Source organism: Streptomyces sp. NPDC059787 (assembly GCF_042732315.1).
Classification (GTDB): Bacteria; Actinomycetota; Actinomycetes; order Streptomycetales; family Streptomycetaceae; genus Streptomyces; species Streptomyces atrovirens.
The window spans coordinates 90283-110970 of record NZ_JBHWHX010000024.1 but is presented as its reverse complement, the minus strand read 5'-3'; the positions used below and the strand labels follow the sequence as shown (position 1 = coordinate 110970).

The following is a 20688-nucleotide window of genomic DNA, read 5'->3' as shown; positions in this document are numbered from 1 at the left end:
GGGGGGGGGCGGCGCCCCCGGCGCCCCCGGCCGCCTGTGTGGGGGGGGTGGGGGCGCCCCGCGCGCCCCCCCCCCCCCCACCCCGCCGTCAACAGGGCTACTGCTTCTCCCCGTTGTGGAGCGCGCTCACCTCCTCGGCGGTGAGCGCCTTGTCGTAGGCGTGGACCTGGTCCACCGCGCCGTCCCAGAAGTCGGTGTTCTCGCCGTTCCACTGGGCGCGGCCCACGGCGAGGGGACCGGTGGCGACGTAGGCGGGGCCGGCGGTCGCGGTCGACGCGAGCTCGCCGTCGACGTAGAGCCTGATCTGGTCGGTGGCGTCGTCACGTACGCCGACGAGGTGGTACCAGCGGCCGGTCTCCGGTGTGGTCTCCAGCCGTGCGCGCTGTCCGTCGGGCGTGCTGAAGGCGAACGCGCCCTGGCCGTACTGCAGGTAGAAGGGGCTGGCCTGGCGCCGTCCGTCCTGGCTGACGGCGGTGGCGTAGTTGCCGGGCAGGGAGTCGAGGCTGACCCAGGCGGAGACCGTGTAGCTGCCGGTGGTGTCGAGCACCGGGCCTTCGGTCCGGGCGTACTGTCCCCGGCCGTCGAACTTCAGCGCGCTGCCGCTGACCCCGGTGGTCCAGGTGGTTCCCTCGCTCAGCGTGAGCGGCTTGCCGTTCGGGCCGTCGTCCTTCGCGGTGGTGCCGGTGCCCTCGTCGAGGGACCAGGAGCCGCCGCCCTTCAGCGGCTCACGGTCGCCCGCCGCGGCGCCGGCCGCGATGACCTTGCGGTTGATCTCGCGGACCCTGGCCGGGTCGACCTTGATCTCCCGGCGGTCGTAGGTGTAGAGGCCGTTGAGTTCGTTCTCCAGGTCGGTGATCTGCGTGTACACCGAGCCGGAGAGTTCGGCGCCGGCCTGGTCGAGGTAGAACTTCTCGGTGTTCTCCACGTACTTGCGGGTCAGTGCCTCCTTGTCGTTGACACCGCTGTAGATCACGGTCGGCGTGCCCGGCCACATGTGGCCCGGGGTGCGCAGCGTGAAGCCGCCGTGCTCGCCGTCCATAGCCGCCCGGTGGTCCGGGAAGGGCGCGTCGTCGTTGTTGTAGTCGTGGTGGTCGATGATGTCGCCCTTGCCCGAGTCGCCCTTGGAGTTGCAGCAGTTGACACCGCTGTGGGCGTTGACGATCCGGGACGGGTCGGCGGCCTTCACCGACTCCGCGATACGGCCGCTCTCCTCACGGTTCCACTCGCCCCAGCCCTCGTTGAAGACGATCCAGCCGATGACGGAGGGCGAGTTGTGGTGCTGGCGCATCATCTCGCGGCCCTGGTCGACGAAGGCCTTCTGTCCGGTGGCGTTGGTGAGGTTGCCGGAGACGAAGTCCTGCCAGACCAGCAGACCGAGCTTGTCCGCGTGGTAGAACCAGCGGGGCGACTCCACCTTGATGTGCTTGCGGACGGCGTTGAAGCCGAGCTCCTTGTGGGCCTTCAGGTCGAACGCCAGGGCGTCGTCGCTGGGCGCGGTGTAGAGGCCGTCGGGCCAGAAGCCCTGGTCGAGGGTGGCGAGGGAGAAGACCGGCTTGCCGTTGAGGACCAGCTTCGGGTAGCCGCCGACCTCCTCGATGCCGATCTCGCGCATGCCGAAGTAGCTGCCGACCTCGTCGGTGGACCTGCCGTCCTTCAGCTTGATGTCGAGGTCGTAGAGGTAGGGGTCGTCCGGGCTCCACAGGTGCTGCCCGGCCACGCGCAGGTCCAGCTTGCTGTTGGCCGGTCCGCTGACCCGGCCGACGACCTTGCCGCGGGCGTCGCGGGCCACGGCCTCGACCCGGGCGTGCCGGGAGGCGTCCTCGGACTCGACGGTCACCGCGAGGGTTCCGGTGTCGATGTCGGGCGTGGTGACGACGTTGTCGATGGAGGTGTCGGCGACGGGCTCCATCCAGACGGTCTGCCAGATGCCGGACGACTGGGTGTAGAAGATGCCGCCGGGGTTGGTGGACTGCTTGCCCATCGGCTGGTCGGCACCGCCGGTGTCGGTGACCGCGACGACGATCTCCTGCTTGCCCCGGCCCTTGATCGCGTCGGTGATGTCGGCGCTGAAGGCGTTGTAGCCGCCGGTGTGTTCGGCGACCTTCTTGCCGTTGACGTAGACGGTGGCCCGGTAGTCGACGGCACCGAAGTTGAGCTTGAGCCGGTTGTCCTTGCCGCTTCTGCCGACCTTCCAGCTCTTCGGCACGTCCACGAGCTTGCGGTAGAACATGTGGTCCTCGTGCCGCTCGAGCCCGGAGAGCTGCGACTCGACCGGGAACGGCACGATGATCTTCTCGTCCAGGTCCTTGCCGAAGACCGGCTGCTCACCGGCCTCGGCGCCACTGAACTGCCAGGGTCCGTTGAGGTTCTTCCACTTCGAGCGGACCTGCTGCGGGCGGGGGTACTCCGGCAGCGGGTTCTTCGTGTCGACCTTGTCGCCCCACGGGGTGGTGATGCGGTGGGTGGACGTGTTCGTGGCGTAACGGACGATCCGGGGCACGGTCCTGCCGCCGGCCGTGAGGCCGCCCTCGCCGTCGTAGGTGAAACGGACCTGCTGGTTCTTCTGGATCGGCTCGGAGAGCGTGATCAGGAGGGAGTCGGGGTCGCCGGGGGCGGCCGTCACCGACTTGACCGGCATGGCGGTCGTGTCGGCTTCGATCTTGAGGTGTCCGGCCACCTCGGCGAGGCCGCCCACCGGGTCCTCGAACCGGGCGCGCAGTTGCCGCCCGTCCTCGGTAACGGTCGGTTCCACCGGGAAGACCTCGAAGCCGGCGGGCGGGGTGAACGCCGTCGTCGGCACGAGCTGCTTGGGCATCGTCGGCGTCGACCAGCGCAGGAACATGTTGGCGCCGCCGACGTCCTGGAACATCTCCATACGGAAGTCGTGCTTCTCGCCGGCGGTCAGTCTGACCGCCGCGCTGGTCTGCTCCTTGTCCCAGTCGCCCACCCAGTGGTCGATGACGGGCTCGTCGTCGATGAACAGCCGGAAACCGTTGTCGCCGATGGCGTGGAAGGTGTATTCACCGGTCTCCGGTGCCTCGATCTGCCCGGTCCAGCGGGCGGTGGTGTGCTCCGTCCGCCCGGTCAGCTCCTCGAAGGTGCCGGTCAGTCCGGAGAAGTTGATCTGCGGCTCCAGCAGGGTGCCGCCGAGTTCGGCGAAGTCCCGGGCGCCCGGTGCCGACATGCTGAAGTACTCGCCCTTCAGGCCGTGCACCACGACATCGGCGTCGGCGGCGGTCGAGCCGGCGGACACTCCGGCGATCGGCACGGCGGCCGACGCGGCGGGCGCCAGGGCACCCGTGGACAGGGCCAGGGCGGTCACGGTCAGCAGCGCCCACGATCTGGATCTCGGGCGGGTGAGTTGTCTTGTCATCGAACCTTTCCTCGCGCAGAGGGCATGGGACCAGGACGAAACAGAGGTGGCCGTCGGCTCGGCCGTTCCTTCATTCCAACGTTGGAAATCCGGCGTGCAGCGGAATGACAACACGCCGCCCGGCGACTGTCCAGGCTTCGCACACAGCTGATGCCCCGTCAGCGCGCGGATCGTCGCGGTGTGATGGCGGTTCACCCGGCGGCAACCGGGCCCTCATGGCTCTCTTGACATGCCCGCCGCCGGTCACCATCCTGTGGGAGCGGATTTCATCGATGTAAACCTCGGCGTGGAGGTGACGGGACACGATGGCCGGGTTTCCCCACGGGACGAAGAGACTCTCCCGCCGTCTGGCCGGCGCCCTCGGCTTCGCGCTGTCCGGCGTTCTCGCCGCCGCGCTGACCCTGACGTCCGCCGGGCCCGCCCGGGCGGACCGGACCGGGCTGCGCGCCGCGGATCCGAGCGTGCTCCGGGTCGGTGGCACGTACATCTCCGTGCAGTCGGCCGGCGGAGGCATCGTCGTACGGCAGGCGTCCTCCACGACGGCCCTGGACTCGGCGACCCCGCGGCAGGTGTGGTCGGACACGCGCGGTCGCGGTGAGGTCTGGGCCCCGGAGATCGTGCGGGACGGCGGCCGCTACCACATCTACTTCACGGCCGGGCGCGGAGCGGCCCACCGGATGTACGTGATCAGCTCCGCCAGTCCCGACAGCGGCTACTCCGCCGAGACGAAACTGGCCCTGCCGGACGACAAGTGGGCCATCGACGGGACCCTGTTCACGTTCAACGGCCAGCGCTGGTTCGTCTGGTCCGGCTGGGCCGGGGACACCGACGTCGAGCAGAATCTGTACATCGCCCGGATGAGCGGTCCGACCACGCCGACCGGTGCGCGGCACATCATCTCGCAGCCCCGGGAGAGCTGGGAGCGGGTGGTCGGCAACCCGTTCGTCAACGAGGGACCGGAGCCCGTCAAGGACCCGAACGGGCAGCTGCACATCACCTACTCCGCCAACGGCAGCTGGAGCGACCGGTACTGCCTGGCCGACCTGCGGCTGCGGGCCGGCGGCGACCCGACGTACGTGTGGGACTGGTACAAGTCCAACGGCTGTCTGTTCGGCTCCGACCGGGCCACGATGATGGCCGGCTGGGACCCGACGCTGCACGTCGACGGCCCCGGCCACCACAGCTTCGTCCTGCTCGACGGCGACATCGGCACCAGCCCGCCCGCCGGGCCGCGGTTCCCGCTGATGTTCCACGCGGTGCCGAAGGGCACGCCGTACACGTGGGAGAACCGCTACTGGTACACGGGCACGTTCTGCTGGTGGGGCGACACCGCCTACAGCCGCGCCGACGTCCCCGGGCCGAACACGGACACCGGCTGGAGCCTCAGGTTCTTCGAGTAGGTCAGCCCTCGGCCCGCGTGAACGGGCCGCCTTCGGCCGCGAAGGCGTGGGCGGCGAAGCGTGCGCCGATGCGGCGGTGGGTGGCCGCGTCGGGGTGGAGCCGGTCGGGCAGCGGCAGTTCGGAGTGGTCCGCCTCGCCGTAGAGGTCACGGCCGTCGAGGTAGTGCACGTTCGGGTCGTCGGCCGCGCGTCGCGTCACGATGCGCTTCAGCTCGTCGCGGATGACGTCGAGCGTCAGCTTGCCCTCGGCCCGCTCCGCGGGATCACCCGCGGCGGTGAACAGAAGCCGCCCCTCACCGAGACGGCTGAAGTCGTAGGCGGTGGGGCCGGGCGTGTCCTCGTGGATGGGGCACAGGATCGGCGAGACGACCAGCAGCGGCGCGGTGGGGTGGCCCTCGCGGATGGTGTCGAGGAAGCCGTGGACGGCCGGGGCGAAGGCGCGCAGCCGCATCAGGTCGGTGTTGACCAGGTTGATGCCGAGCTTGACGCTGATCAGGTCGGCGGGCGTGTCACGTATGGTCCGGGCGACGAACGGGTCGAGCAGGGCGCTGCCGCCGAAGCCCAGGTTGACCAGTTCCACGCCGCCCTCGGCCGCGGCGAGCGCGGGCCAGGTCGTGGTGGGGCTCGCCGCGTCGGAGCCGTGGCTGATGGAGCTGCCGTGGTGCAGCCAGGTCCTGCGGCCGGAGGCCGGTGCGGGCTCGACGGGGGCGTCGGTGCGCAGGGCGACGAGTTCGGTGGTCTCGTTGTGCGGCAGCCAGATCTCGACGGTCTTGTCGCGCGCGGGCAGGCCGGTGAAGCGGAGGGTGGCGGTGGGGCCGGTGCCGTGTTCGACCGCTCCGGTGCTCATGTCGATGGTCAGGGTGTTGCCGCCGGTCGCGGTCGCCCGGCCGGCCGGGCGTCCGTCGACGAGCAGGTCGTACAGGCCGTCCGGGCGGGGCGGGGCACCGGTGTGGACCCGCTTGGTGGGCAGCGTGTCGAGTTCGACCGCGGTCGCCCGGGTGCGGAGGACCAGTCGTACGCCGGAGGGCTGGGACTCGGCCATGGCGAGCTGTCCGTCGGTGTTCTGGGCGCGGGCCCGGGCGGGCAGGCGGTGGGGCAGGACCCCGTTCGCCGTGGGCTCCAGGTCGAGGGCGCCGCGTACGAGGTCCGCGGTGATGGGGGTGGTGTACGAGGTGGAGGGCATGGTCTCCGTCCGTGGGTCGGTGCGGTTCGAGGGCCTGGAGTCGCGGTCAGGGCGCGGGCCAGTTGCGCAGGAGGGCGTCGAGCGCGTCGAGGACGCGTGACCAGGTCTCCTGTGTGTCGGGGGCGCTGTGGCTGAACCCTCCGCCCATCTCGATGCCGACGTAGCCGTGGAAGACGCTGCCCAGCAGGCGGACCGCGTGGGTCTGGTCCGGTTCCGTCAGGTCGTAGCCGCGCAGGAGGGCCCGGGTCATCTGGGCGTGCCGGACTCCCGCGCTGCCGGCGGCCGCTTCCGGGCCGAGCCGGAACTGGGCCGCCGCATAGCGGCCGGGGTGCTCCCGGGCGTAGTCGCGGTAGACGTTCGCCAGGGCGGTCAGGGCGTCCTTGCCGGCCCGTCCGGCCAGGGCGTCGGCGGCACGGTCGGCGAGTTCCTCCAGGGCGAGCAGCGCGATCCGCGTCTTGAGGTCCTGGGAGTTCCTCACGTGGGAGTACAGGCTCGCCACCTTGACGTCGAAGCGCCGGGCGAGTTCGGAGACGGTCACCTGGTCGAAGCCGACCTCGTCGGCGAGCTCCGCCCCCGCCCTGGTGAGGCGTTCCGCCGTCAGTCCTGCACGCGCTGCCATAACTATCCTCCTCATCGCCTAAAACAAGTATGTATCTACCTAATAGCTTTAGGCAAACGGGCCGGGTGTGATGTCCGTCGGGCCCCGTTGTCAGTGGGGGGAGGCAAGATGCGACGCATGACAACACCTGCAGCAGTGATCGTGGATGCCGCCGCCTACGCGCAGGCGGTCGAGGACGCCGTACGTGCGGCCGCCGCCTACTACGAGGGCGGTACCTCGCCGCTGGACGACGACACCTACGACCGGCTGGTACGGGGGATCGCCGACTGGGAGGCGGAGCATCCCGACGGGATACTCCCCGACTCCCCCACCGGGAAGGTCGCCGGCGGGGCGGTGGAGGGCGACGTGCCGCACACGGTGCCGATGCTCAGCCTCGACAACGTGTTCTCCGCGGAGGAGTTCACCGCCTGGACGGCCTCCCTGTCCCGCCGTACCGGACGTGAGGCGACGCGCTTCAGTGTGGGTCCGAAGCTGGACGGGCTCGCGATCGCCGCCCGGTACAGCGGCGGCCGGCTCACCCGGCTGATCACCCGCGGGGACGGGACGGCCGGGGAGGACGTCTCGCACGCGATCGGCACCGTCGAGGGGCTGCCCGAGAAGCTGGACGAGCCGGTCACCGTGGAGGTGCGCGGCGAAGTCCTCATGACGGCCGCCCAGTTCGAGCACGCCAACGAGGTGCGCACCGGTCACGGCGGGCAGCCGTTCGCCAACCCGCGCAACGCGGCGGCGGGCACCCTGCGGGCGAAGGAGCGCGTCTACACGGTTCCGATGACGTTCTTCGGCTACGGTCTGCTGCCGCTGCCCGACACCGACTCCGTCCTCGCCGAGAAGCTGAACGAGCTCGCGCACAGCGAACTGATGGCGCTGGCCGGCGATCTCGGGGTGCACACCAGCGCCCGGACCGCCGTCCCGGACACCGTCGCCGAGACCGCCGAGGAGGTCCTGGACCGGGTGAAGGAGATCGCCGCGGTCCGCGCCGAGCTGCCGTTCGGCATCGACGGGATCGTCATCAAGGCCGACCTCGCCGAGGACCAGCGGGCCGCGGGGTCCGGCTCCCGCGCGCCGCGCTGGGCGATCGCCTACAAGCTGCCGGCCGTGGAGAAGATCACCCGGCTGCTGGAGGTGGAGTGGAACGTCGGCCGTACGGGCATCATCGCGCCGCGCGGCGTCCTCGAACCGGTCGTCATCGACGGCTCCACCATCACCTACGCCACCCTGCACAACCCGGCCGACATCACCCGCCGCGACCTGCGCCTGGGCGACCACGTCATGGTGCACCGGGCCGGCGACGTCATCCCCCGCATCGAGGCGCCGGTGGCCCATCTGCGGACGGGTGAGGAACGGCCGATCGAGTTCCCCGCGCAGTGTCCGCGCTGCGGTTCGGACATCGACACCGGCGAGGAACGCTGGCGGTGCGCGCAGGGCCGCAACTGCCACCTGGTCGCTTCCCTCGCCTACGCCGCGGGCCGCGACCAGCTCGACATCGAGGGTCTGGGCGCCACCCGCGTGGTGCAGCTCGTCGAGGCGGGCCTGGTGGCCGATCTCGCCGATCTGTTCACCCTGCGGCGCGAGCAGTTGCTCGCCCTGGAGCGGATGGGCGAGACCAGCACCGACAACCTGCTCGCCGCACTCGCCAAGGCCAAGGCGCAGCCGCTGTCGCGGGTGCTGTGCGCGCTGGGCGTGCGGGGCACGGGGAGATCCATGTCACGGCGTATCGCCCGCTACTTCGCCACCATGGACCACATCCGCGCGGCCGACGCCGACGCCATGCAGCGGGTCGACGGCATCGGGGCGGAGAAGGCCCCGTCGATCGTCGCGGAGCTCGCCGAACTGGCGCCGCTCATCGACAAGCTGGCCGCCGCCGGTGTCAACATGACGGAGCCCGGCGCCACTCCGCCGCCGCCCGCCGGTGCCGAGGACGACGCCCCGGCCGAGGGCGGTCCGCTGGCGGGGATGACGGTGGTGGTCACCGGCGCGATGACCGGGAAGCTGGAGAAGCTCTCCCGCAACGAGATGAACGAACTCGTCGAACGGGCCGGCGGACGCTCCTCCTCCAGCGTCTCCAGGAAGACCGCCCTCGTGGTCGCGGGCGAGGGCGCGGGCTCCAAGCGTGCGAAGGCCGAACAGCTCGGCATCCGCCTCGCCACCCCGGAGGAGTTCGCCGCCCTGGTCGCCGAACTCCTCGACTGAGCCGGCCACCGGGGCCCGCGCCCGCCCGTCAGGGGGCGCAGGCCTCGGCGATGGACAGGCTGTTCTCGTAGAGGTGGTGCCGGGTGATCCGGCCGCCCTCCACGGTGAGGCGCAGGGCGAACGGGCCCTGGAAGGACCGCCCCGTCGCCCGTACCGTCCCCGACAGATGTCCCGTCAGGACCGCGTCCTTCCCGTCGACGAGGAAGGTGTCGACGGAGGCGCGCGCGTCCTCGGGCACGGTGTGTTCCATCAACTCCGTGAACTGGGCCGCGCATTCGGCGGCGGTGGACCGCGGGCGGATCCACGGGACGGCGGGGTTGTCGGCGAGCAGCCAGTCGACCTCGTCGGCGAAGACCGCGGCCAGCCGCCCGGTGTCCCCGGCCGACCGGGCGGCGAGGAACTCCCCCACGACGGCCCGGGTGACCTCGGCGGAACTCTCGTCGGTGACAGTGGAGTCGATGGACATGACGCTCTCCTCTCGGCTGCGGCCAGGAGCCCGGCGCGGGGTCTCCGTGGATGTGTTCGATCCTGCCGGAGGAGGAAGGAGCGGGTCGATTACCTCGGACGTCATGCCCGGCCCATGCCTTCCACGGGGTTGTGCCGTGCCCGCGGCGCCCTGTGTCGAGGACCGTGCGGCCGGCCTCGGGCGAGGAGTCGGGCGACGACCCGACGGCCGACGGTTCCGGTGGCGCCTCGATCGCGTCCTGCGCGGTGACACCCGTCGTCGTCCTCCCGGGTTCGGTGCGGTACGCCGACGAGCGTACGGACCGCCTCGGACAACGGGCGTGCCCGGCCGTCGAGGTCAGGATCCGGCCTGCTTGCCGCCTGCCGTCGTGGGTGACCGACACCGACGGAGGGAGACTGTGACGGCCGAGCGGACGGGTGCCGCGCCGGGGGCCACACCGGCGTCGTGCCCTGGGTGGTGACCGACGGCACCGGGGCGTTCCTCGACTTCGTCGCCCAGGCGTTCGACGGCGAGGAGCTCGGGCGGGTGGCGACCGAGGACGGGGCGATCGGGCACGGTGAGATCCGGGTCGGCGACACCGTCGTCCGGGACCCCGTGTACGCGGAGGGCATGCGGGTGGCGCAGGCGACGCTCGACGCCGGGCTCACCGGCCGGAGCAGCACGCCCGTCAGGACGGCCGGCTGACCGGGCCGCCGCGGTCCTCACCGGTGTCCGGCGGACGTTCGAAGAAGGTCTCCAGGACCACCGTCGCCTGTGTCCCGCTGACCCCGTCGATCGCGTACAGGCGGCGCAGCACGTCCTGCAGGCGCTCGGTGGTGGCGGTGCGCACCTTCACCAGGACGGAGGCGCTGCCCGCGATGACGTGCGCCTCCTGGATCTCCGGTACGGCGGCGAAGTCCTCGGCCCTGTCCCCCATCCACGCCGTGGAGTCGACCAGCACGAAGGCGAGGACCCCGCGGCCGAGTGCCGCGGGGTCGACGTCGACGGTCGTGGCCCGGATGACGCCCTGCTCGCGCAGCTTGCGCACGCGCTCGTGCGCCGCGCCCGCCGACAGACCGACCGCCGCGCCCAGGGCGGCGTACGGCTGTGTCGCGTCCCGCTGGAGCAGCGCGATCAACCGGCGGTCGATGTCATCCAGTTGTCTCATGTGATGACCGTACCTGATTCAGCGATAAGCGTGTTACGTTGCATCAGATCCTGATCACTCTCCACGAGGGGACGCCATGCCCACCAACGGCCCGTACGAGATCCTGGACGACCGCTTCCGTACCGGACGCTGCGCGAACGGCGACAGCAGGCTCGAGGTCCTGTACGACGGCTGCCGCTGGGCCGAGGGCCCGCTGTATCTGCCCGCCTGGCGCCAGCTGGTCTGGAGCGACATCCCGAACGACCGCATCCTGCGCTGGGACGAGGCCACCGGCACGGTCGGCGTCTTCCGCACCCCGGCCGGTCACAGCAACGGCAACACCGTCGACCGGCAGGGCCGCCTGGTCACCTGCGAGCAGGGCAACCGCCGTGTGACCCGCACCGAACCGGACGGCACCGTGACCGTCCTCGCCGACCGGTACGACGGCAAGCGGCTCAACAGCCCGAACGACTCCGTCGTGCGCTCCGACGGCACGATCTGGTTCTCCGACCCGGACTTCGGCATCACCAGCGACTACGAGGGCCATCGCGCCGAGTCGGAGATCGGCGCGTGCAACGTGTACCGGATCGACCCGCTGTCGGGGGACGTCCACCTCGCCGCGGACGGGTTCGAGGGACCCAACGGGGTCGTCCTGTCCCCCGACGAGAGCCGGCTGTACGTCTCCGACTCCCGCGCCGCCCGGATCCGCGCGTACGGCATCCGCGAGGACGGCACCCTCTCCGGCGGCGAGGTCTTCGCCGAGGGCCGGGGCGACGTCCGCTTCGACAACATCCGCTTCGACGACGAGGGCCGCCTGTGGGCCGCCGCCCTCGACGACGGCGTGCACTGCTACGACCCCGACGGCACCCTCATCGGGAAGCTGCGCGTGCCCGAGCCCGTCTCCAACATCGCCTTCGGCGGACCGCGGAACAACCGCCTGTTCATCACCGCCACCACCTCCCTGTACTCCCTGGTGATGTCGGTGACCGGGGCTCCGCGCCTCTGAACGGACCGCGCGAGGTTTTCGGCCACCGGGTCCGCACTCTTCGTCCGAAACGACTGTTTTCGATACCGCTCCCCGTCTCGTTGAGTTCCGTGCGTCGCCTTCACGCCGTCGACCAGGCAGGGAGAAGTGCCGTTGACTCACCAGACCGCGCGGTCCGTCCCGCCCCCGCCGCCCGCCGAGATCACCTACTCCGGCCATTACTCCGTCAACCCGCTCGGCCAGGTCGGCTTCCGCTCCCTGTGCTCCCAACTCCCCTCCGTGCTGCGTCGGATCACCGCCATGGCGTGGCGGACCGACCGTCGGGCCGTGGTCCTGCTCCTCGCCTGTCAGCTGGTCACGGGCGTGTCGGCGGCGGTGCTGCTGGCGGCCACGGCCCGGGCGATGGGCCCGCTCCTCGGTGCGGGAACGGTCGCGGACCGCCTGCGCGAGGCGCTTCCGGCGCTCGTCGTCGTCGCGGTGGCGAGCGCCGTCACCCGCGCGTCGGAGGCCCTGGCCATGTACGCCGAACGGCGGATCACACCCCGGCTGACCACGGAGACCGACTCGGCGCTGGTCGAGGCCGTCTGCCGGGTGGAGGCCGAGGCGTACGCGACGGACGGCTTCTCCGACCGCCAGGAAGCCGCCGAAATGGGTGTAATGCGCACGCATGTGATGGTCATGGACGCCCAGCGCTTCATGGCCGCGCTGATCAGGATGATCACGGCCGGCGGCGTCCTGTCCGTGCTCAACCCCCTGATGCTGCCGCTGCTCCTGCTGGCCGTGGCCCCGGCCGGCGTAGGGGCCGTCCTCACCGCGCGCGTCGACTACGAGATCCACTACGCGAACGTCGCGGACCGCAACGTACGCGGGATGACCCGCTGGTGGGCGACCACGCCGAAGTACGCGGACGAGGTCCGCGCCAACGGCATGACCGACTACCTCCTGTACTGGTACCGCGCCCTGTCGGAGCGGGTCGACCGGCGGTCCCTGGCCGCCGCTCCCCGCACCCTGCGCATCGCGCTGGCGTCCTCCGTCGCCAGTGGGGCGTTCCTGGCCGCCACCTGGGGGGTGCTCGCCTGGCTGGCCGTCACCGGGCGGATCGCGCCGGCCGTCGCCGCCACGGCCGTCGTCGCGGTCCAGACGACCCTGGCGGCGCTGTCCCAGGTCGTCGTCAACGGCGCCGCGGTGTTCCACACCAGCCTGTACCTCAGCGACATGCAGGCGTTCTTCGACGACGCCGCCGCGCGGGCGCCCCAGCGGGGCCCGGAGGCCGTCCGGGCCCCGCTGGAGGAGATCCGGCTGGACGAGGTCACGTACCGGTACCCCGGCAAGGACAAGCCCGCCGTCGACGGTGTCTCGCTGACCCTGCGGCGGGGGGAGATCCTCGCCGTCGTCGGCGTGAACGGCTCCGGCAAGAGCACCCTGACCCGGTTGATCACCGGCATCTACCTCGCGGACAAGGGCCGGGTCACCTGGGACGGCACCGACCTCGCCCACGCCGATCCGGCCACGGTGTGGGACCGCACCGGCCTGGTGCCGCAGATCTTCGCCCAGTGGCCGCTGCGGGTGCGGGAGAACGTGACGCTGGGCCAGCCGAGGAGCCTCGACGACCAGGAGGTGTGGGAGGCCGTGGACGCGGTCGGGATGCGGGAGGCCGTCGAGGACCTGCCCGCCCGCCTGGACACCCTGCTGGCCCGTGAGATCTTCGGCGGTGCCGAACTCTCCGGCGGCCAGTGGCAGCGTCTGGCCTGCTCCAGGGCCCTGTACCGCCGCCCGCCCCTGCTGATCCTGGACGAGCCCACCTCCCAGATGGACCCGCGCGGCGAACACGGCATCTTCGAGAGGATCAAGGCGATCTCCGGCGACCGCATCACCATCGTCGTCACACACCGCCTGGAGAACACGAGGATCGCCGACCACATCGTCGTCATGGAGCGGGGCCGGATCACCGAACAGGGCACCTACGACGACCTGGTCCACGCCGCCGGTACCTTCGCCGACCTCCTGCACCTGTCCCAGGACCGCTGAAAAAGGTCTCCAGCAGCTCCAGCCCGCCCGCGGTTCCTCCACCATGGCCGGCGCGACCGCGTGGTCGAGCGTCACCATGGGACGGGTGGGCGCCATGCGTTCGAGCAGCCGGTGGAGCGCCAGGATCCGCGGCCGGTCGGTGTCCTCCGCCCGCTCCGCCTCGTCGTGCACCGCGGCGATCGCTCCCCGGAGCTGGTACGGGCCGGGCGGTGCGGGGGGCCGGCGCGTCCGTGCCGAGGGCGACACCCTCGGCGATGTACTCCCGGCTCCAGCGGCTCCGGTCCTGTTCGGTGAGCGGGACCAGCGCGCCGTCGGGACGGCTGCGTGCCGGGCGCCGGGCGTCAGGCGTCGGGCGTCGGTGAGCAGCATCGGCGCCGGCGGTCCGGCCACCTTCCGCCGCCCGGCCCGCCCGGTGCGGGCGCCTCTCACCGGTGGGTCGGAACAGCCGGGCGGACTCCGGCATCCGCCTCGCACTTTGTCGTGACGCCCGCAGGTGAGTGGCGGGGCGATGGCGGTTACCCGGCACGGGTGGCCGAGGAAGGGAGCGAGCCGTGCGATTCCAGAGCCGTGCGCATGCCGGACAGGAGCTGGCCGTCAGGATGCTGGAGTGGGCGAGCAGCGGTGATCTCGCGAATGTGACCGTGCTGGCGCTGCCGCGCGGTGGCGTTCCGGTCGGGGCGGAGATCGCCCGGGCGATGCAGGTGCCCCTGGACGTCCTGGTGGTCCGCAAGGTCGGGGTTCCCGGAACCCCCGGGGTGGGTGTCGGGGCGATCGCCGGTGACGATCCCCCGGTCTTCGACCGTACGGGGCTGAGGGCCATGGACCTCTCGGAGGACAGGCTCGGCGCCGAGGTGGCCCGGGCGCGGGTCGAGCTGCACCGGCGGGAGGGTGTCTACCGGGGCGGGCGTCCCGCCCTTGACATCAGCGGTCACAGCATCGTGGTCGTGGACGACGGACTGGTCACGGGGGTCACCGCCCGCGCGGCGCTGCGGCACCTTCGGCGCGGCGGTCCGCTGCGGCTGACGCTGGCGGTGCCGGTGTGCGGTCACGAGACCGCCTCGGCGCTGCGGGACGAGGCCGACGACGTGGTCTCCCTGTACCAGCCGCAGCGGCTGCGGTCGGTCGGCGAGTGGTACGAGGACTTCCACCAGGTCACCGACCAGGAGGTACTGGACGCTCTGCGGGAACTGCACCCGGCCTAGGCATCTCTCGGCCGACGGTGGCCAGCAGGTTCGCGACCAGCGGGTTCGGATCGTTTCTCCGCCAGGCGACGGCGACGTGGGTGCGGGCGGTGCCGGGGGAGACGGCGCGGAAGGCGACGCCCTTGAGGCGGATGCGCCGGATGCTCGCCGGGGCCAGGGAGACACCGAGACCGGTCTCGACCAGGGCGCACACGGTCTGCCATTCCACCGCGTGCTGGGCGATCCGGGGTGTGAAGCCCGCCTCGGCGCACAGGCCGGTGATCCGGTCGTGGAGCCGCGGGCCGACGTCGCGGGGCAGGAGCACGAACGGCGAGTCCGCCAACTGATCGAGACGCACGGTGCGTCGGGCGGCGAGCGGGTGGGCCGCCGGCAGGACCGCGACGAACGGCTCGGTCAGGATGGTCCGGAAGCCGATCTCCGTCTCCCCGTCGGGGGGTTCGCGCAGCAGGCCGATGTCGATGGTCCCCTCGCGCAGGGCGGCGGTCTGGGGCGCGGTGGTCATCTCATGGATGTCCAGGTGCACGTCGGGGAACCGCTGCCGGAAGGTGCGCAGCAGGCCGGTCAGGGCGAGGGAGGCGGCGAAGCCGATCCGCAGGCGGCCCGCCCGTCCGCTTCCGGCGGCGCGGGCGGCGGACAGCCCGTCCGTGAGGTCGGCCAGGGCCCGTCGTACGGCGGGGAGCAGTTCGCGGCCGGCCGGGGTGAGGGTGACGCGCCCCGGTTCCCGGTGGAACAGCGGATGCCCGACCTTCTCCTCCAGGCGGCGGATCTGCTGGCTCAGCGGTGGCTGGGCGATGCCCAGCCGGGTGGCCGCGCGGCCGAAGTGCAGTTCCTCGGCGAGTACGACGAAGGCGTGCAGCTGCGGCAGCGGGAGCTCGGGGCGAAGCTCGGGACGCGTCATACGCCCAGAGATATCAAGTCATGCCTCTCCCGGTATTAGACGTATCGGTGCTGGTCACATAGCGTCCCGCGTATGACAGAGCGACGTGCGGTCCTCAGCGGCTCGACGTTCGAGGAGCAGATCGGCTATGCCCGCGCCGTGGTCCACGGCGACTGGGTGCATGTGTCCGGGACGACCGGTTTCGACTACACCACCATGACGATCTCCGACGACGTGGTGGAGCAGGCCGAGCAGTGTCTGCGCAACATCGGGGCCGCGCTGACCGAGGCGGGGTGCACCTTCGCCGACGTGGTGCGGGTGCGCTACATCCTGCCCGACCGGGACGACTTCGAGCCCTGCTGGCCGGTCCTGCGCCGCTGTTTCGGCGACGTCAGGCCGGCCGCGACGATGCTCGTGTGCGGTCTGGCCGATCCGCGTATGAAGATCGAGATCGAGGTGTACGCGCAGCGGTCGGCCCGGTGACGGCCGGCCCGGCGTCCCCGGCGTTCAGCTCTCGGCCGGGGTGAGCACGACGAAGTCCGCGCCGAAGGGGTCGAGGCAGACGGCCAGGCGGCCGACGCCCTCCGCGTCCTCCGGTCCCATCTGCACGCTTCCGCCGTTCCCGGTGACCTCGGCCACCGCGGCGTCGCAGTCGGTGACGTTGAAGACCGGGTGCCAGTACGGCCGCCCGCCCGCCGGGGCGAGGTCCTCCTTGCGGACCTCCATGAGGCCGCCGTGCATCCGCTCCTCGGGCAGTCCGGCCGGGGTGATCATGGTGTAGGTGCCCTCCCCGCCCGGCATCTCCATGTCGCTGAACCGCCAGCCGAGGACACCGCCGTAGAACTCCTTGGCGGCCGCCGCGTCGCTGGTGTACAGCTCGGTCCAGGACAGCGAGCCCGGCCGGTCCACCAGGTCGACGCCCTTGCTCTCCCCCGGCTGCCAGACGGCGAACTGGCCGCCCAGCGGGTCGCTGTACTGTGCCATCCGGCCCCATTGTTCGAGGTCCATCGGGGGCACCCGCACGGTGCCGCCGGCGCGCTCCACCGCCTGGGTGGTGGCGTCCGCGTCGGCGACGGTGTAGTAGATCATCCAGGCCGGGCGGGCGCCCTCCTCGGTGAGCTTGCCGAGCCCGGCGACCATCTTGCCGTCCTTGCGGAACATCCCGCCTTCCATGTCCTCCCCGTCCCCCATGGGCTCGTAGTCCCAGCCGAGGACCGCGCCGTAGAAGGCCGCGGCGGCCCGGACGTCGGGGGACCCGAGGTCGAGCATGCAGGGGGAGCCGGGGGCGAAGTCAGTGGTGATCACCGCGATGTCCTTTCGCTGAATCCCTTTGGCCTCAGCGTGCCACCGGGCACTGACACTCGCCCTTCGGCTGCTCCTTCTCCGCCCCCTCGCGCTTCGTGAACGGCAGCACGAGCCGGGAGGGGTGCGCGGCGTCCCGGTAGATCTTGTGGGTGACGGGGCGGCCGACCGGCAGGTGGAAGGCGTCCGGCGGCAGCAGCGCGTTGTGCGCGTCGGCGAGCGGCTCGTCGTTGGAGAGCTCCACGACCAGTCTGTGGCCGGGCAGGAACGTCGCCGCGAACGGGTAGACGCGCAGCACGTACTCCTCGATCCTCCCCGGCTCGACCGGCACCGCGCGGGTGTGCGGGTGGTGGGGGTCGCCCTCGGTGGTGCGTTCCTCGTCGAGTTCGCGGTGCGAGGCCTTGAGGTAGGCGGTCGTGACGAGCTGCCGCCTGCCGCCCGGCGCCTCGTCCCACAGGCGCAGGATGAAGTTGGTGTCGGGCTGGTCGATCTGAGCGAAGAGGTGCGCCGCGCCCTGGCCCGGCTGTTGCACTGGGCGAGGACCTGCGGCGTCAGGGCGATCGCTGTCGAGGACCTCGACTTCACGCCGAGAAGACCCGCGAGAAACACGGCCGCAAGAAGCGGTTCCGGCACCTGGTCTCCGGCCTGCCCACCGGCCGGCTCCGCACCCGCCTGACCTCCATGGCCGACGCCACCGGCATCACAGTCATCGCCGTCGACCCCGCCTACACCTCCACCTGGGGCCCCCAGCACTGGCAGAAGCCCCTGACCAGCACCACCCGCACCACCACCCGTCACGATACGGCCGGCATCGCGATCGGACGACGCGCCCAGGGGCATCCCCTCCGGCGTCGGACGGCACCGCCCCGTGCGCACCGGAGCGATGTGCACGGGCATCGGACCGCCTGGGCCGGACCGGAGGCTCCCGGGCGCGAGGGACCCCGCCCCCGCGTTCCCGGACCACGGACACGATCCGTGCCGCCGGAAACGGAGCGAACGCGGGCGACCAGGACACCCGACACCGTTCGGGATGTCCGCAGTGAGCAGCAATGGGTCCAGGACCCACTCCTGCTCACTGACCAGGAACGGTAGGAGAGGATCTGGTGCGTGATCCGGTCGAAGCCGTCGTCGTACGCCCTCGCTGCGACGGCGGCGGCGAGGGTGCCGCCGTGGACGCGGAAGTCCTTCAGCTTCGCGGCGAGGGTCCCGAAGATCTCGGCGCGGTCGATGGTGACGTCGAAGGCGTACTCCGCGCCCGGGCCCCATCGACAGCAGCGCCTCGTGGACCGAGACGACGCCCGGCTCCTCGGCCAGCACCGGGCCCCAGAACGGTGTTCACGGTGTTGCTCCTGCCGCTCATGCCTGCCTCACGTGTGCGGGACAGGGGTGCTCGGCACCCTGTGGCTGCAGCGGGACCAGCCATTTGCTTTACATGACGTCAATGAAGTGAACGGCAAAAAAGATTGAACGAGTGGTCGAGTAACTGAACATGCACGTCCCTCAGGCGAGCTTGTAGGAACTATCCACTTGGCGCATGCAAGGCCGGCCCCTGACGCGTCAGCGGGCCCGACGGGCGTTGAGCCGGGCGGCCTGGCGTGTCAGGTGGTCGCGCTCGGCGAGGTCGGGTGCCTTGTGGGCCGCCTCGGCGTACAGCCGTGCCGCCGTCGCCGGGTCGCCGTCGCGCTCGTGGAGGTACGCCGCCACCGCGGTGTGGCGCGGCAGGGAGGCGTCCAGCTCCGCGAGCGCCGCCAGCCCGGCGCGCGGCCCGTCGGCCTCGCCGACGGCGACCGCGCGGTTGAGCCGGACGACCGGGCTGTCGGTCAGGCGCGTGAGTTCGTCGTACCACTCGACGATCTGCACCCAGTCGGTCTCCCCGGCGGCGGGCGCGTCGGCGTGGAGGGCGGCGATGGCGGCCTGGGCCTGGAACTCGCCCAGCCGGTCGCGGGCGAGGGCCGCCTGCAGGATCCCGATGCCTTCGGTGATCGCCACGGTGTCCCAGCGGCCGCGGTCCTGCTCCGCGAGCGGCACCAGGCTGCCGTCGGGCGCGGTGCGGGCGGCGCGCCGGGCGTGGTGGAGCAGCATGAGGGCGAGCAGCCCCGCCGCCTCGGGGTGGTCGACGGCGGCCGCGAGCTGCCGGGTGAGCCGGATGGCCTCGGCGGCGAGGTCGACGTCCCCCGAGTAGCCCTCGTTGAAGACCAGGTAGAGGACGCGCAGCACGGTGGCGACGTCGCCGGGCCGGTCGAACCGCACACCGGACACGGTGCGCTTGGCCCGGCTGATTCGCTGCGCCATGGTCGCCTCGGGCACCAGATAGGCGCGGGCGATCTGGCGGGTGGTGAGTCCGCCGACGGCGCGCAGGGTGAGCGCGACCGCGGAGGACGGCGTCAGCGACGGGTGGGCGCACAGGAAGTAGAGCCGGAGCGTGTCGTCCGCGGCGGGTGCGGGCCCGGGTGCCGGTTCCTCGTCGACACGGTCCTCACGCCGGCGGCGGGCGGCGTCCGCGCGGGTCGCGTCGAGGAACTTGCGCCAGGCCGTGGTGATCAGCCAGCCCTTGGGGTCCCGCGGCATGCCGGCGGGCCAGACGCGGATCGCCTCGACCAGCGCGTCCTGTACGGCGTCCTCGGCCGCCGCGAAGTCGGCTCCGCGGCGGACCAGGACGGCGAGGACGCTCGGGGTGAGGCCGCGGAGCAGGGCCTCGTCCACGGGTGGGGTCACTCCGTGATGGTGGGCGGCACGCCGTAGAACGGGCGCAGCTCCAGCCACTCGTGGATCGGCTTCCCGCCCGCCCCGGGGGCGGCCGACAGTTCCCCGGCCAGCTCGACGGCGCGCTCGTGGCTGTCGACGTCGATCACCATCCAGCCGGCGATGAGGTCCTTGGTCTCGGCGAACGGGCCGTCGGTGACCGGCGGGCGCCCCTCCCCGTCGTACCGGACCCATGTGCCCTCGGGGGCGAGCGCCTGACCGTCGACGAACTCCCCGGTCTTCTCCAGCCGGGCCGCGAAGTCGTTCATGTACTGGATGTGGGCCGAGATCTCCTCGGGCGTCCACCGGTCCATGGGAACGTCGTTGACCGCGGCGGGAGCGCCTCGGTAGTGCTTCAGCAGCAGGTACTTGGCCATGGTGTGCTCCTCGGTTCCGGTGCGGCCATTGTGGTCGCGTTCACTCCGGGGACGGAGCCGGACGCGGGTTCTCGACATCTGTGCCGGAATTTTTTCCGGGCCCTTGTGCCGGGTCCCGTCAGGTCAGCAGCCGCACCCAGCTCGCGCCGAGTTCGTCGAGCATCTGGTCGCGGGTGAGCTTCCAGTCGGTACGGTGCCAGTGCTGGGCGACGTAGTCGAGCTGGGACATGGCGAGTACGCCCCGGAAGCGGCGCTGGTGGGGCTCGAACCGTCCGGCCTCCGTCAGCCCGTCCTCGATGTCGCCGACGGCCTCCTCCAGCCAGCGCTCGACCAGGTCGGTGAGTTCCGGGTCGATCACCGCGGCATCGCGGCCGCTGCGGATGATCGGCCGGATGGCCGGCCAGATGTCGGCGGTCCGCCGCAGCCACGCCGTGATCGCGTCCGGTGTCCCCTCGGCGACGGTGGCGACGAGGTCCCGCGCCGTGGAGCCGTGCTCGGGAGAACGGACGCGCTGCAGCGCCTCGTTGAGCCGCTCGTCGATGAGCGCCTTCATCAGTTCGCTGCGGGAGGGGAAGTACGCGTAGAAGGTCACGCGTGTGGTGCCCGCGGCGGTCGCGATGTCGTCGACCGTGGTGGCGGCGTACCCCTTCGTCTTGAACAGCTCGAGTCCCGACTCCAGCAGCAGGCGTCGGGTCATCTGCTTCTGCGCCTCACGAAGGTTCGCCATGCCGGAGATCCTCACGCCGCCCCGGCACGGCGAACGCTCACCTTACGTACCGTAAAGCCTTCAGAGGAGCAGGTCGACGGCGAGTCGCTCC

The 20688-nt window shown here is 71.6% G+C and carries 19 protein-coding genes and 2 pseudogenes; 8 read left to right on the top strand and 13 right to left on the bottom strand.

From position 1 onward, the window contains the following. Positions 1 to 97: 97 nt before the first annotated feature. A complete protein-coding gene (locus tag ACFV5H_RS22925; protein ID WP_385197027.1) occupies positions 98 to 3373 on the bottom strand; it encodes a LamG-like jellyroll fold domain-containing protein in 3276 nt (1091 codons plus the stop codon). Between the two features lie 305 nt (positions 3374 to 3678). On the opposite strand from ACFV5H_RS22925, the gene ACFV5H_RS22920 reads away from it, so the two are divergent. Then, positions 3679 to 4773: a glycoside hydrolase family 43 protein gene (locus tag ACFV5H_RS22920; protein ID WP_385197025.1), complete on the top strand. Its 1095-nt coding sequence runs from the start codon at positions 3679 to 3681 to the stop codon at positions 4771 to 4773. Position 4774: 1 nt separating this feature from the next. On the opposite strand, the gene ACFV5H_RS22915 is transcribed toward ACFV5H_RS22920, so the two are convergent. Further along, a complete protein-coding gene (locus ACFV5H_RS22915; protein ID WP_385197023.1) occupies positions 4775 to 5956 on the bottom strand; it encodes a GDSL-type esterase/lipase family protein in 1182 nt (393 codons plus the stop codon). Between the two features lie 46 nt (positions 5957 to 6002). Continuing rightward, entirely contained in the window at positions 6003 to 6575 is a 573-nt protein-coding gene (locus tag ACFV5H_RS22910) for a TetR/AcrR family transcriptional regulator (protein ID WP_385197021.1), read from the bottom strand. Positions 6576 to 6692: 117 nt separating this feature from the next. Between ACFV5H_RS22910 and ligA the strand changes: the two genes are divergently transcribed. Next, positions 6693 to 8765, top strand: a complete 2073-nt coding sequence (ligA, locus tag ACFV5H_RS22905) for an NAD-dependent DNA ligase LigA (RefSeq protein WP_385197019.1) — start codon at positions 6693 to 6695, stop codon at positions 8763 to 8765. A gap of 28 nt (positions 8766 to 8793) precedes the next feature. On the opposite strand, the gene ACFV5H_RS22900 is transcribed toward ligA, so the two are convergent. Continuing rightward, on the bottom strand, positions 8794 to 9231 hold the full coding sequence (locus ACFV5H_RS22900; RefSeq protein ID WP_385197017.1) for a nuclear transport factor 2 family protein: 438 nt from the start codon (positions 9229 to 9231) through the stop codon (positions 8794 to 8796). A 444-nt stretch (positions 9232 to 9675) separates the two neighbouring features. Between ACFV5H_RS22900 and ACFV5H_RS22895 the strand changes: the two genes are divergently transcribed. After that, positions 9676 to 9915 (top strand): hypothetical protein, encoded by a 240-nt coding sequence (locus ACFV5H_RS22895; RefSeq protein WP_385197014.1) that lies wholly within the window; start codon positions 9676 to 9678, stop codon positions 9913 to 9915. On the opposite strand, the gene ACFV5H_RS22890 is transcribed toward ACFV5H_RS22895, so the two are convergent. Continuing rightward, entirely contained in the window at positions 9899 to 10369 is a 471-nt protein-coding gene (locus ACFV5H_RS22890) for an Lrp/AsnC family transcriptional regulator (protein ID WP_385197041.1), read from the bottom strand. The genes ACFV5H_RS22895 and ACFV5H_RS22890 overlap by 17 nt on opposite strands. 85 nt (positions 10370 to 10454) lie before the next feature. Between ACFV5H_RS22890 and ACFV5H_RS22885 the strand changes: the two genes are divergently transcribed. Beyond that, positions 10455 to 11363 carry an SMP-30/gluconolactonase/LRE family protein gene (locus ACFV5H_RS22885; protein WP_385197012.1) on the top strand — a complete coding sequence of 303 codons (909 nt, stop codon included), beginning with the start codon at positions 10455 to 10457 and terminating at the stop codon, positions 11361 to 11363. Positions 11364 to 11495: 132 nt separating this feature from the next. Then, complete coding sequence (locus ACFV5H_RS22880) at positions 11496 to 13370, top strand: ATP-binding cassette domain-containing protein (RefSeq protein ID WP_385197010.1); 1875 nt, start codon at positions 11496 to 11498, stop codon at positions 13368 to 13370. Here ACFV5H_RS22880 and ACFV5H_RS22875 read toward each other — a convergent pair. Beyond that, the gene (locus ACFV5H_RS22875; RefSeq protein ID WP_385197008.1) at positions 13288 to 13833 is read right to left on the bottom strand and encodes a DUF6596 domain-containing protein; all 546 of its coding nucleotides are present in this window, start codon (positions 13831 to 13833) and stop codon (positions 13288 to 13290) included. The genes ACFV5H_RS22880 and ACFV5H_RS22875 overlap by 83 nt on opposite strands. A gap of 88 nt (positions 13834 to 13921) precedes the next feature. Here ACFV5H_RS22875 and ACFV5H_RS22870 point away from each other — a divergent pair, with 88 nt between their 5' ends. Beyond that, positions 13922 to 14572: a phosphoribosyltransferase gene (locus tag ACFV5H_RS22870; protein WP_385197006.1), complete on the top strand. Its 651-nt coding sequence runs from the start codon at positions 13922 to 13924 to the stop codon at positions 14570 to 14572. On the opposite strand, the gene ACFV5H_RS22865 is transcribed toward ACFV5H_RS22870, so the two are convergent. Further along, entirely contained in the window at positions 14523 to 15470 is a 948-nt protein-coding gene (locus ACFV5H_RS22865; RefSeq protein ID WP_385197004.1) for a LysR family transcriptional regulator, read from the bottom strand. The genes ACFV5H_RS22870 and ACFV5H_RS22865 overlap by 50 nt on opposite strands. Before the next feature lie 72 nt (positions 15471 to 15542). Between ACFV5H_RS22865 and ACFV5H_RS22860 the strand changes: the two genes are divergently transcribed. Next, a complete protein-coding gene (locus ACFV5H_RS22860) occupies positions 15543 to 15932 on the top strand; it encodes a RidA family protein (protein WP_385197001.1) in 390 nt (129 codons plus the stop codon). Between the two features lie 24 nt (positions 15933 to 15956). On the opposite strand, the gene ACFV5H_RS22855 is transcribed toward ACFV5H_RS22860, so the two are convergent. Next, the gene (locus tag ACFV5H_RS22855; RefSeq protein ID WP_385196999.1) at positions 15957 to 16754 is read right to left on the bottom strand and encodes a VOC family protein; all 798 of its coding nucleotides are present in this window, start codon (positions 16752 to 16754) and stop codon (positions 15957 to 15959) included. Between the two features lie 31 nt (positions 16755 to 16785). Further along, the gene (locus tag ACFV5H_RS22850; protein ID WP_385196996.1) at positions 16786 to 17283 is read right to left on the bottom strand and encodes a CocE/NonD family hydrolase C-terminal non-catalytic domain-containing protein; all 498 of its coding nucleotides are present in this window, start codon (positions 17281 to 17283) and stop codon (positions 16786 to 16788) included. On the opposite strand from ACFV5H_RS22850, the pseudogene ACFV5H_RS22845 reads away from it, so the two are divergent. After that, positions 17251 to 17843, top strand: a pseudogene (locus tag ACFV5H_RS22845) (IS200/IS605 family accessory protein TnpB-related protein); the annotation flags it as partial. The gene ACFV5H_RS22850 and the pseudogene ACFV5H_RS22845 overlap by 33 nt on opposite strands. Here the strand turns inward: ACFV5H_RS22845 and ACFV5H_RS22840 are convergent. The 4 genes and pseudogenes from ACFV5H_RS22840 to ACFV5H_RS22825 form a co-directional block, all read right to left on the bottom strand. Continuing rightward, positions 17834 to 18111: pseudogene (locus tag ACFV5H_RS22840) on the bottom strand (hypothetical protein); the annotation flags it as partial. The pseudogenes ACFV5H_RS22845 and ACFV5H_RS22840 overlap by 10 nt on opposite strands. 197 nt (positions 18112 to 18308) lie before the next feature. Next, entirely contained in the window at positions 18309 to 19454 is a 1146-nt protein-coding gene (locus ACFV5H_RS22835; RefSeq protein WP_385197038.1) for an RNA polymerase sigma factor, read from the bottom strand. A gap of 8 nt (positions 19455 to 19462) precedes the next feature. Beyond that, a complete protein-coding gene (locus tag ACFV5H_RS22830; RefSeq protein WP_385196994.1) occupies positions 19463 to 19870 on the bottom strand; it encodes a YciI family protein in 408 nt (135 codons plus the stop codon). 118 nt (positions 19871 to 19988) lie between these two features. After that, positions 19989 to 20597 carry a TetR/AcrR family transcriptional regulator gene (locus ACFV5H_RS22825; RefSeq protein WP_385196991.1) on the bottom strand — a complete coding sequence of 203 codons (609 nt, stop codon included), beginning with the start codon at positions 20595 to 20597 and terminating at the stop codon, positions 19989 to 19991. Positions 20598 to 20688: the final 91 nt, after the last annotated feature.